General features: G+C 67.4%; 14 protein-coding genes. All 14 read right to left on the reverse strand.

Annotation, left to right across the window (positions count from 1 at the left end; all coding sequences use genetic code 11):
- Nucleotides 1-3 precede the first annotated feature (3 nt).
- Nucleotides 4-276: a hypothetical protein gene (locus SSNG_RS12885; protein WP_007264267.1), complete on the reverse strand. Its 273-nt coding sequence runs from the start codon at nt 274-276 to the stop codon at nt 4-6.
- 104 nt (nt 277-380) lie between these two features.
- Nucleotides 381-719, reverse strand: a complete 339-nt coding sequence (locus tag SSNG_RS12890) for a phage tail assembly protein (RefSeq protein ID WP_042800927.1) — start codon at nt 717-719, stop codon at nt 381-383.
- A 108-nt stretch (nt 720-827) separates the two neighbouring features.
- The gene (locus SSNG_RS12895; protein ID WP_007264269.1) at nt 828-1,571 is read right to left on the reverse strand and encodes a hypothetical protein; all 744 of its coding nucleotides are present in this window, start codon (nt 1,569-1,571) and stop codon (nt 828-830) included.
- A gap of 72 nt (nt 1,572-1,643) precedes the next feature.
- Nucleotides 1,644-2,138, reverse strand: coding sequence for a hypothetical protein (locus SSNG_RS12900; RefSeq protein ID WP_007264270.1), 495 nt, complete (start codon nt 2,136-2,138; stop codon nt 1,644-1,646).
- Entirely contained in the window at nt 2,138-2,536 is a 399-nt protein-coding gene (locus SSNG_RS12905; RefSeq protein WP_042800928.1) for a hypothetical protein, read from the reverse strand. The genes SSNG_RS12900 and SSNG_RS12905 overlap by 1 nt, the downstream gene beginning before the upstream one ends.
- On the reverse strand, nt 2,536-2,871 hold the full coding sequence (locus tag SSNG_RS12910) for a hypothetical protein (protein ID WP_042800929.1): 336 nt from the start codon (nt 2,869-2,871) through the stop codon (nt 2,536-2,538). Before SSNG_RS12910 ends, SSNG_RS12905 begins: the two co-directional genes overlap by 1 nt.
- The gene (locus SSNG_RS12915) at nt 2,868-3,326 is read right to left on the reverse strand and encodes a hypothetical protein (protein ID WP_007264273.1); all 459 of its coding nucleotides are present in this window, start codon (nt 3,324-3,326) and stop codon (nt 2,868-2,870) included. Before SSNG_RS12915 ends, SSNG_RS12910 begins: the two co-directional genes overlap by 4 nt.
- 77 nt (nt 3,327-3,403) lie before the next feature.
- Nucleotides 3,404-4,465, reverse strand: coding sequence for a hypothetical protein (locus SSNG_RS12920; protein WP_007264274.1), 1,062 nt, complete (start codon nt 4,463-4,465; stop codon nt 3,404-3,406).
- A gap of 77 nt (nt 4,466-4,542) precedes the next feature.
- On the reverse strand, nt 4,543-5,058 hold the full coding sequence (locus SSNG_RS12925; RefSeq protein ID WP_007264275.1) for a hypothetical protein: 516 nt from the start codon (nt 5,056-5,058) through the stop codon (nt 4,543-4,545).
- A gap of 1 nt (nt 5,059) precedes the next feature.
- Nucleotides 5,060-6,220 carry a hypothetical protein gene (locus tag SSNG_RS12930; protein ID WP_007264276.1) on the reverse strand — a complete coding sequence of 387 codons (1,161 nt, stop codon included), beginning with the start codon at nt 6,218-6,220 and terminating at the stop codon, nt 5,060-5,062.
- A complete protein-coding gene (locus tag SSNG_RS12935) occupies nt 6,217-7,650 on the reverse strand; it encodes a phage portal protein (protein WP_007264277.1) in 1,434 nt (477 codons plus the stop codon). The genes SSNG_RS12930 and SSNG_RS12935 overlap by 4 nt, the downstream gene beginning before the upstream one ends.
- A 32-nt stretch (nt 7,651-7,682) precedes the next feature.
- Nucleotides 7,683-8,867 (reverse strand): terminase, encoded by a 1,185-nt coding sequence (locus SSNG_RS12940; protein ID WP_241695035.1) that lies wholly within the window; start codon nt 8,865-8,867, stop codon nt 7,683-7,685.
- A 128-nt stretch (nt 8,868-8,995) separates the two neighbouring features.
- Complete coding sequence (locus SSNG_RS43725; RefSeq protein ID WP_241695036.1) at nt 8,996-9,331, reverse strand: hypothetical protein; 336 nt, start codon at nt 9,329-9,331, stop codon at nt 8,996-8,998.
- A 37-nt stretch (nt 9,332-9,368) separates the two neighbouring features.
- Complete coding sequence (locus tag SSNG_RS12945; RefSeq protein ID WP_007264279.1) at nt 9,369-9,797, reverse strand: hypothetical protein; 429 nt, start codon at nt 9,795-9,797, stop codon at nt 9,369-9,371.
- Between the last annotated feature and the right edge of the window lie 8 nt (nt 9,798-9,805).

Raw genomic sequence — 9,805 nt, forward strand, 5'->3', positions numbered from 1 at the left:
GGCTTACCTCCGCTGGAACAGCTTGTGAAGTTCCGCGACGGAGCGCGGCTTCGGCGAATCCGCCTTCTTTTCGGCCTTCTTCGGCTGCGGCCTCGGATAAGCAGGGATCTTCGGGGCCTTGCCCTTACCCCACTGGCCAGTGGCCCTCGTGTTCTGATTGATCGCGTCGAACAGGTCGGCCGACATATGCCGGTCCTGACCCCAGCCGAAATGCTCACGGCCGCCCGACGCGAGGGCGACCGTAAGAGAGGTGTCGGGGAGCCTCTGCACAAGCATGAGGACGAGAGCGGGAGAGGGCCCCCGGCCCTCTATCACCTCGGTCAGATCGACGCCGAAGTGAAAGAGGAGATCCGGGTAAAGGCCCTCCCCGTATTCGTCAATCAGCCCTGCGAGGCCGAGGCTTCCCCCGACTGGGTGCTCTCCCCGTAGTGGCCGAAGATTTCGGCCAGGATCGCGAGGTCGTCACCCACGGCTTCGAGCAGCTTGTTCGCCGCGGCCTCCGAGGCGGCGACGACGCGGATCGCCTGCGAGAGCACGGCGGCCTGGTCGCTGTCCTCCTTGCCGAGCTGGTCCTGAACGGACATCAGCTCGTCGCGCTTGGCCTTCGTCAGGCGGAGGGGGTTGAGGAGACGAACGACGTCGCCGCCGAACTCGATGTCGGTCGAGCCGTACTTGCGCTCAGCGGCGGCGCGGATGTCGTCGAGAGAGTAAGAAGCCATGGGGTTGCGGACCTCCGTGTGAAAGGGAAAGGGGGGAGAGCTGCGGACCTGAGAGAGAGGGGAGAGCCCGGCGCGGACGGGTCCGCACACATCCGCGCCGGGTGGTCATCACGGAGCCTGGCCAGCCACCCAGGTGGTTCCGTTCCAGTACGCCTTCGAGGTGCCGTCGGCGAGGAGGACGTACTTGCCGGTCGTCCAGGCGCTCGTCGGGGTGGCGATCACGCTGGACAGGGCGGCGAGGGTGGCGGGAACGTCAGCGCCATCGGGGGTGTAGGTGCCCGGGGTGCCGGCGGATGCGCCGGTCGCCAGGAGGCCGCCCAGCGGGGTGATGGCGTAGGTCCAGACGTTCGAGCCGTAGGCCATCGGCTTGACGCCGAGAGGGAGACCGGCGAGCGACTCGGTGTCCGAGATCGCCATGTCGTCGGCTCGGTAGATTTCCGCCTTCGGAGCGTAGAAGGCGAAGTGGTTATCGCCGTCCACGAAAATGGCCAGGAAGGCCGACTGCGTGGGCTCCGGGCTGGTCGGAACACCGACCGAACCGTCCGGCAGAATCGGCGCGTTGGCGCCGAAGTACAGCTTCAGTGCAGCGGTGTCGAACTGCTGCAAAGTGAAAGTCATGGTCTCGGTTCGCGCCGAGTACTTCGTCCGCAGGCTCTTGTTCTGGAGAGAGCCGATGGTCGTCGCCTCGCCGCCCTCGGAGGTGATTCCGAAGACGTCTTCGAGCGAGGTGTGGCCGACGTTGGCCCACGGAGAAGTGGGGGTCAGAAGGTCCGCCGGCATCGCGGTTCCGACGGGCGCGGTCAGGTAGTTACCGGACCCGACGACCAGAGTTGCGCTGTCGTTGATCGGCAAGGAGTTGCATCCTTTCGGGCACGCAAAAGGCCCGCACCTCGGATAGGCACGGGCCTTGCGTGAGTGGGTTGGTCAGAGGGAGTAAGGGCGAATCCGCGGCTTGCGGATCTGGATGTCGTAAATCGACTCGTAGCGCCAAACCCCCGTGGGGAGGTCCGCGTATTGCACCGGCCCCGTCGCGGTGGCCCAATCCGTTGCGCGTCGCGGCGCGGAATTCAGGTCCACGCGGATGATGTGGCCGAGCCGGGGATAGACCTTCTGGTTCAGCCACGCATTACGCAGGACGACGCGGACGGCCTCGGAGAGGATCGCCGCCTCTTCGTCGCCGTTAGGGTCCGGGACGAAGCAGTTGATGACGATGCGAGCTGCATCGGTGAAGCGGGTGTCTCCCTGCCACTCGCCCCACGTCGGGTCGCGGCGGACCAGGACGAGGGGGAACGTCTCGTGCGCGTCTACGAGGGACTTGACCCGGATGCCGGGCAGGCCCTCGCGCAGGACGGAAAGGAGGAGATCCTCGACCGGTGACAGCTCGGCCATCGCCTTGATGTGATCGGGCAGTCCGGCCATCAGTCGAGATGCACCTTCCCTCTCCGCCGCTTCGTCAGGTTGGCGGCGCGGGTCAGGATGAACAGGCCGTCGGCGGCCGGGATGATGTCGAGGTAGGTCTGACCGTCCTTGCGCTTGCGCGTGATGAACTGCTCGGCGCGGCCGAACTCGATCGAGAGCGCGGCCTTGTCGCCTCGGTCGTCGTCGAGGATCACGTACTTGTCGACGTCGCCGTCTGCGACATCGATCGACGAGTGCCCCTCGGCGTACGCGGACTCGGCGCGGGCCTGAAGGAGAAGCTCCTCGGCGCGTACGGCGATCTGGAACCGCCGCTTGTCGAGTTCGGCCTGAACGTTGGGCAGGACCGCGACGACGCGTTCGAGCTTCCGCTTCCCGCCGTAGTCGTAGATGTCTGCCATCAGGGCCGCTCCCGAATGTCGATGGACCAGTGACGGGTACGGCGCTCGCCGTGGTGGTAGGCCGGAGGCGTCACCACGTCCCACATGCGGCCCTGCCACTGAACGCGGGACCACAGGGAGACGCCCTGAACATGGGCGTCCACGATCATCCGCGTCACGTTGATTTGCTGCTGACCAGGAACCTCCGCCTTGCCGGACCGCTGCGGCACGAACGCCGCCCGGACCGAGATCGGGTGGTCCTCGTCGAGGGCGATGACCGTGTTACCCCGCCGGTCGACGGTCTCCTTCGTCGCCCACACGATCGCGCGCTGACCGCGCTTGCGCTGGACGCTCACCAGGGACTCACCGCATCACCGAATAGAGGGAAGGGGTCGCCCTGGCCGGTCGGCACGTATCCGCCGGCATCAACTGACTGGGGCTTCGTACCCCAGGCGGAGACGCTCGCGCTGTAGATGCCGCGCTTGCGGCCCGCGAGTTCCTCCAGGAGCCGGACCTCTTCGCGGGTGAAGTACACCGACCCCGAGTCCCGCCCGTGCGCGTCGGACCACTGGAGCATTTCGTCTCCGGCCCTCGACTGGACGTAGCCGTTGGGGTTGCGCACGTAGCGCGCGGCCGACTTCAGGACGAGCGTCTTCACCAGGCGGGGCGCCTGGTCCTCGGGCCACTCGCGGCCGTAGGTGGCCGCCAGGTCCGAAGCATCCTCCAGCGCCCCGGCGGCGATACGAAGCTCGTCCTCGTCCAACTCCCAGTCGATCCGGCCCTTCAGCTCGTCGAGGGTTGCGTACGCCATGCCTCGACCTCCTCTCTGAAAGGCGGGCGGGCCGCGCTCCCGGTCTGCCCCAGGTCACGCGGCCCGCCCTAGTCGGATCAGACGTTGGCCGGGTCGGTCTCCGCCTTGTAACCGGCCGGGGTCCAGACCTTCGCGTCCGAGACGCCGGTGATGACGGCCAGCTCGGAGCCCGCGGCCGGGTAGTCCGACTTGTCGTCGAGCTTCAGCTTGATGCCGCGCACGAAGTGCTCAGAGGTCGAGATGACCTCCTTGCCGTTCGCCTGGTCCCAGCCGACAAGGACGTCCTTGACGGTCTGGAAGCCCGCGTAGGTGTTCACGACCGAGCGGTCCTGCATGTACGTCGGGTCGTAGTCGCGGACCCAGCGGGCCGCGATGCCCTCGAAGGACTGGGTCGCGCCGAACGGGACGGACTGAGGGACGGACGGGGCGCCGGTCAGGAAGATGAACGCGGAGCCAGAGAAGGCGTACGCCTCGTCGGCCGGGATGGTCTGGTCGACGACGATGCGGAAGCCGTAGCGGTCGCCCAGGGTGGCGGTGCGGATCGCGGACTCGGCCGCGTCGTCGCCGACGTTCTGTGCGAGGTTCATCTTGTCGTCGTTCAGGAGCGCCGACTCGAAGTCGGTGCCGACCAGGAGGTACCGGTTCCCCTCCGGCGCGTGGAACGCGTTCAGGACTCGACGCGCCTCGATCAGCGCGCCCCGAAGGTTCTGCTGAGCGTTGCCGATCTTGACGTTGTAGGAGGCGCCGGTCAGGGTCGAGACAGCCCGGCGGGCCAGACCGCGAGCGACCGCCTTGACCTGCGGGCGCAGGAGCTTGGACCACTGGTCGATGTCGAAGTCATACTGCTCGTCGGTCAGCTTGACGGCCGAGTACACGTTGCCGCCGAAGGTGACGGGGATCTTCCGCTCGCTGTACTCGTCGAAGACGATCGGGTTGGACCGGTCGTTACGGAACGCGTAGTCGTGGAACGGCAGGACGCCCTCGACGGGGACGGAGATGGTGTCGTTCTCCGCGCCCTTGAACTGGTCGATCCCCTGCTTCTGCATGAGGTTGGGGATGATCAGCTCCTGCTCCAGCATCCCGACCGCAGTGGCGGCGAGCTTCTGGGGCTTGACGATCTGGTGCTGCACGGTGGGCACTGAGGCTTACCTCCGGGGCATGAAAAAACCCCCGGCCGGTCAGCACGGGGGGCGAATGAGGGTGGTCATCGGGGGCGCTAGAAGCGCCGCGAGCGCCGCGCGAGCTTGCGCGGATTCATCTCTCCGTCGTCTTCGTCGGACGGGTCGAGGCCGCCGCTCAGGGCGGGCGGGGCGGTGGGGGCGAGAAGCGCCTGAAGGGCCTTCGCGTCGGCCTCCAGCTCCTCGGGCGTCGCGCCGGTCAGGCGGGAAGCGAGGGTCTCGGGGAGGTCGAACTTGCGGGCCACAGTGGCGACGAGGACGGAGCGCTCAAGGCGAGCGTTCTCGGCCTTCACCTCGGAGAGGGCGGCCTCGAACTCCTCGGCCGTCTTGGCGCCGGAGAGCTTCTCCTCGGCGTCCCGCAGTCGAGTGCGGTAACCGGCCGCTTCGGTACGAGCCTTCGTCAGCTCCTTGCGGGCCCACGGGGGAAGCTCGTCTTCGCTGCCGCCGGACTCGGCGCCGGCACTCTCCTTGTCGTCCGGCTTCTGCTCGTCGTCCGGCTTCTCGCCGGGCGGGGCCTCGCCGGTCGGGTTCTCCTCGTTGGGCTTCTCAGACACTTCACGCCTCCGGGGCAGTGGTCGTGGATTCCCGCGCCTCCTGGGCTGCGGCTCTCTGCTTCTGGCGGATGAATCGGCGCCAGACCGATACGGCGTCCTTGCCGGTGTGGCCCTTCGTGACCTCTGGCCACAGGGCCATGTACTGACGGGACAGGGCCGTCAACTCGCTCGCCTGGAACTGATCCCGATTCCAGATCGGCATCGCGTAGCAGTGGCAGTTGTCGTGATATCGGTCGCCGTCCTTGAACAGGGCGGACGACTGGGTCTTGTAGACCGCACCGCGGCTGATGAGCATCGCGCACCAACCGCAGGGGGTACCGGTGCGCGACAGGCGTACGTAGCCGATCGCCCGCCGGTCACGGGTCATGTGGGTCCAGTTCGAGGACCGGCCGCCGTTCATGGCGATACGGGACGCGGCTGCGGCCTGACGGGCGCCCGCCTGGCGGTGGGCGTCGTCCGGGTCGGCGTCCTCGACGGTGAGCTTCTGGTCGAGGTTGCGGGGGCCGAGCGCTTCCAGGATGAGCCGTAGCTCCTCCTCGGCTTGGCGCTCGATCCGCTCCTCTTCCTCGCGAAGGCCCTTCAGCTCCTCGACGAGGATGCGGTCCCAGTCGTCTTCCTCTTCGTCCTGTTCCTCGTCGTCGGTGACCGGCTCGAAGTCCTCGTCCTGGTCCTCGTCGTCCTGGTCCTCGTCGACCGGCCGTGAACTGTCGGGCGCCTGGCCCGGTCGGTTCTCTTCGGCTGCGGTCTCCTGGGTGCCGGCGGACCTCGAGGTTTTTGAGTCCTGGACAGGGGGTCGATCCGAGGGCGACTGCGCGGGTGGCTCGTACGTACCGGCCAGCGCCGCGAACTCCCGCCGAAGGTCGGCGAGCGTCACGTACGTGGGCTCGGGGTGGTACGGGTCGGCGACGGTCGACCCCGTCTGGAGCGCTCGCGCCAGTCTGTAGTAGGCCCGCGCGAGGTCGCGCGACTGGCGACGCCGGGACATCACCATCGTGATGGCCTTACGCAGCCATCCGCCCGCAGTGACGGCCCGAGAATTGGCCGGGACGTCCGCCCAAAGACGCATCGCCTCGACCGTGGTCTCTGCACCGATCTGGGTCAGGGCAAGGTGGTAGGCGGCCGAGACGTCATCGGTCTCGGCCTGCCTCGTCGTGCGCGTCATGCAGCCGCCGGCACTTCGTCCGGCACCTCACCCGAAGGGAAGGGGTCGCCGGTCGCCCGCGACAGCGCGGAAGCGAGCTGCCCGACCGAATCCTCTTCGTCCGCGAGGTCGTCCCACTCGTCCAGCTCGGTTTGCGTGACGTTCGGGACGCGCTTCCACAGGCCCTTGGCCGGGATGCCGAGCTGCTCGCGCAGCTTGCCCAGCGCGTCAGCGGCCTGCGCGAGGGAGCGCTGTTCCATGTCGCGCCAGAGAACCTCGCCCTTGAAGTCGTCGATTCCGGACGCGCCTTCCAGCTCGGCCGCCAGGCGGAACACCCTCTCCCAGGACTCGCCGAAGAGGGTCCGGAACTCCTGGATTTTGCGACTCAGGGCGGTCTCGGCGGCCTGGAGAGCCTCGGCGCTCAGGTTCGCGATCTGGCCAAGCAAGTGATGCGGCGGGGTCTGCGAGATGGCACTGAGGTGCCTGATGGACATGTCGATCGAGTCGATGAACCCGCCGAGCGGGGTCTCGTCGAGGCTGCCGAATCTCGTGTCCGGGTCCTCCGCGAAGAGGAACCTCTTGGCGTTGTGGTTGATCGGCAGCGGGATCGGGTTGCCGTCCGTGTCGAGGACGATCTCGCCCGTCTCCGGGTCGCGCTGGACCGGCGGGGCCATGCCCGTGACCGTCCTGACCTTCACCGAGGCGTAGGTCTGCGCGACGAGGAGATCGAACACCGTCTGATTGATCCGGTTCTGCAACGGGATCATCGGCTCGACCACGCCGACTGTCCGGCCTTCGAGGTCGACCGACGCCGCGAAGCGGGTGACGGGGCATTCCGAGGCGCCGTGGCGCTTGCCCCTGCCGACCCGAACGCTCTGTAGGTCGTCCAGCGAGACGAAGGTGACCTCGTGCTCGAAGCGGGCGTCCCACATACGGGCCTTGCCGCGCTTGCCGTCCTTCGGCCAGGCCGTCACAGTCAGCGCGGCGTACGGGGTGTCGTCGTTCGCGGCGTCCTCGTACAGCGCGGCCGTGCGCATGGCGGACAGACCCTTCGTCAGGACCCGTCCCTTCACGCGCTCGGTCAGCGTGAAGCTGTGACCGTAGGTGAGAGCGCCCCTGTAGACGGCCGTCTGTCGGGCGTCGAGCCGGGAACGCTGCCAGTGCTCCCACTGCGGGGAGGACAGGTCCGTCGCCGAGCCCTTGCCCTGGTCGTCGCCTGCGCGGTAGCCGTCCACGTAGAGCGCCTGTACTGGCGTGTTGACCAGCAGGGGCGTCCAGTTGGAGACGGCCCGCTTCGCGAGGAGGCGGTACTCGTCGTCGGCCATGGCGGGCATGTACGGGTCGTCATGCTTGCCGTGGAGATAGTCGTCGATCCGCTGGAGCCGGAGCTTGTCCCGACCGAGGATGGCGAGCAGTTCCGCCGCGAGGGCGGTGGTTGTGGGGTCAGCCATGGTTCACCACCCTTGGTCTCATATTTACACCACTACAGGAAGAACCCTCGGCCGGACCGTTGACGGACCTTCTTGCCTCGGGCGCGCAGGTCGAACAGGGCCTCGTGCGCCAACATGAGCGCGGCGTAGGCGTCGACCTTGCGGGGCGACTCCCGGCTTTCCTTGCCGAAGGAGACGCCGTAGTTGTTCGTGCGCCGGACTGCATTCAGCACGTGCCGGCGGAGCTTGAGGTCGCCGTCGTGGACGAGCTTCTTGTCGAAGACCGTGCGCATCAGGCGCTCGTGCGCCATCGTCGCGGCCTTCAGCGAGGACCGCATGTCCCAGCCGATCGCGTCCTTGCCGGGCGCCTTCACGGCCAGGCCCTCGCCGTACGTCTCCGACCACTCGGAGATGTACGACTCCCACAAGGCAACATCGGCGTAGAAGCCCTGCACGGAGAACACCTTGAAGGCGTCGTGCACGGCGCTGTCGACCTGCAAGCGTGGGACTTCCCAGTCCTTACCGGCCGGGCCGTCCGGCTTCTCCCACAGGCCGATCACGAAGGCGTACGAGTCCGAGATGCGCAGCCCGATCAAGGCTGTGCTGTCGTCTCTCAGGCCGCCATCGAAGCCCATGACGATCTCGTCGCCGGGCTTCAGCTCCAGCTCATCGCGCCGCAGGACATCCCACTCGGCCGGGCCGTACAGGGCATCCTCGGAGGCAACGATCTGGTTCAGCCACATACGCCGCGAGCGGCTCGGCGCGATCGTCGTGTCGAGGATGGACTGAAGGATCGTTTCGACCCGGAGCCAGACGGCGTCGCCCCTGATCTTCGGCAGGACGATCCGGATCGCCTCGGGCGTCAGTGGGGTTGCCGGGTGCGCCTCGATCGAGTCGTACATGAAGCCGATGTCCGAGGCCCGGCCTTCGCGGATCTTCTCGAAGGCTTCGCGCATCCGCTCGGCGACTGAATCCTCGCCGGGGAGGTAGGCGTTCGTGATCGCGAGGTAACGGCTGTCCTTCTTGGTGGCGTTACCGTCGATCGTCTCGTACATGCGATCGCCGTTATTGCCGGTCACCCAGTGGTGCGTTTCGTTCAGCACGGTGAAGGTGACCCGGCCGCCCTCCAGGGCACGGAAGGAGCTGGTGACCGCTTCAAGTCTCTGCCGGCCACCGTTCGCACGGATCAGCTCGGCGCCCGCCTTGATGCCGTACGTCTCGATCAGCTTGTCGCTCATCAGGGACGGCATCAGGGTCATGGTGTTGCGGGTCTGGTCGCGCGATACGGCCGCGATCTGTACCCACGCCTGGGGGTGGGGGACGCCTACCGGCTGCCCGTCCTGCCAGTGGGAAAAGCGGCTCGGGCCTACGAACTCGACGAGCGAGACGACCGCGAGGAGAGGGTCCTTGCCGGTAAGCCCCAGCCCTTCAAGCGCTGGAGAACTCCCTTGCGGTAGACGAAGCGGCCGTTCTCGTCGACCGCGTACCACCACAGGACGAAGCGGAGCTGCTCGCGCGTGAAGCGCCAGGGCCCGCCGTCCTCCGCCTTGAGGAACTCTGCGGCCCAACCGGCGATCTGCCAGCCGAGTGTGTGCTCGGGCAGCTTCCAGGACCGGTCAGGGTTCCGCAGCCATGTCGGGCCGAGGAACGTCGGCTCCAAGGCGTCGATCTCTTCTGCTGTGAGGGCTGAAATAGGACTCACCTCCCCTCGTGGTTGGGCCGCCCGAAGGGCGGCTCACCTACTCGGCGAGGCCCAAGTCCTTCTTGTAGTCGGCGATGGCGAGCACGGCCGCGGATTGCTCCTCGGGCTCGGGCTCGTGAAGCTCGATGCGCACACGGCGCCGGTCGCCCTCGGCGACGAGCAGCCGCTCAAAGGCGCTGTAGATGGTCTGGAGCATCTGGCCCGACCGCTTCCCCGACTTCTTGTAGTAGGAGAGGTCTTCGCAGAGCGAGTACGCGAGGGCCCAGTCGCTCGCCTGGTAGAAGTCGGCCTGCCCGGACTCCTTCAGGGAGTCCCACAGGCGCTTCGCGATCGGGTGCCAGTTGCGGTCACCGTTGGGAACCTTCGTCGGGCGCGCGAGACCGCGCGTCACCGACTGCACATCACTGCCCTTGCGTTCGCGGGGGCGAGCGAGGTCGGCCTCTCGGTTGGGTACGGGGCCGGGCATCGGCTCAC

The organism is Streptomyces sp. C, assembly GCF_000158895.1.
In the GTDB taxonomy this organism is placed as follows: domain Bacteria; phylum Actinomycetota; class Actinomycetes; order Streptomycetales; family Streptomycetaceae; genus Streptomyces; species Streptomyces racemochromogenes.

Excerpts from the sequence above, each read along its gene's own strand:
- SSNG_RS12900 (WP_007264270.1), bottom strand. The coding sequence starts at position 2,138 with ATGGCCGGACTGCCCGATCACATCAAGGCGATGGCCGAGCTGTCACCG.
- SSNG_RS12915 (WP_007264273.1), bottom strand. The coding sequence starts at position 3,326 with ATGGCGTACGCAACCCTCGACGAGCTGAAGGGCCGGATCGACTGGGAG.
- SSNG_RS12885 (WP_007264267.1), bottom strand. The coding sequence starts at position 276 with ATGCTTGTGCAGAGGCTCCCCGACACCTCTCTTACGGTCGCCCTCGCG.
- SSNG_RS12905 (WP_042800928.1), bottom strand. The coding sequence starts at position 2,536 with ATGGCAGACATCTACGACTACGGCGGGAAGCGGAAGCTCGAACGCGTC.
- SSNG_RS12940 (WP_241695035.1), bottom strand. The coding sequence starts at position 8,867 with ATGAGCGACAAGCTGATCGAGACGTACGGCATCAAGGCGGGCGCCGAG.
- SSNG_RS12930 (WP_007264276.1), bottom strand. The coding sequence starts at position 6,220 with ATGACGCGCACGACGAGGCAGGCCGAGACCGATGACGTCTCGGCCGCC.
- SSNG_RS12945 (WP_007264279.1), bottom strand. The coding sequence starts at position 9,797 with ATGCCCGGCCCCGTACCCAACCGAGAGGCCGACCTCGCTCGCCCCCGC.
- SSNG_RS12935 (WP_007264277.1), bottom strand. The coding sequence starts at position 7,650 with ATGGCTGACCCCACAACCACCGCCCTCGCGGCGGAACTGCTCGCCATC.
- SSNG_RS12890 (WP_042800927.1), bottom strand. The coding sequence starts at position 719 with ATGGCTTCTTACTCTCTCGACGACATCCGCGCCGCCGCTGAGCGCAAG.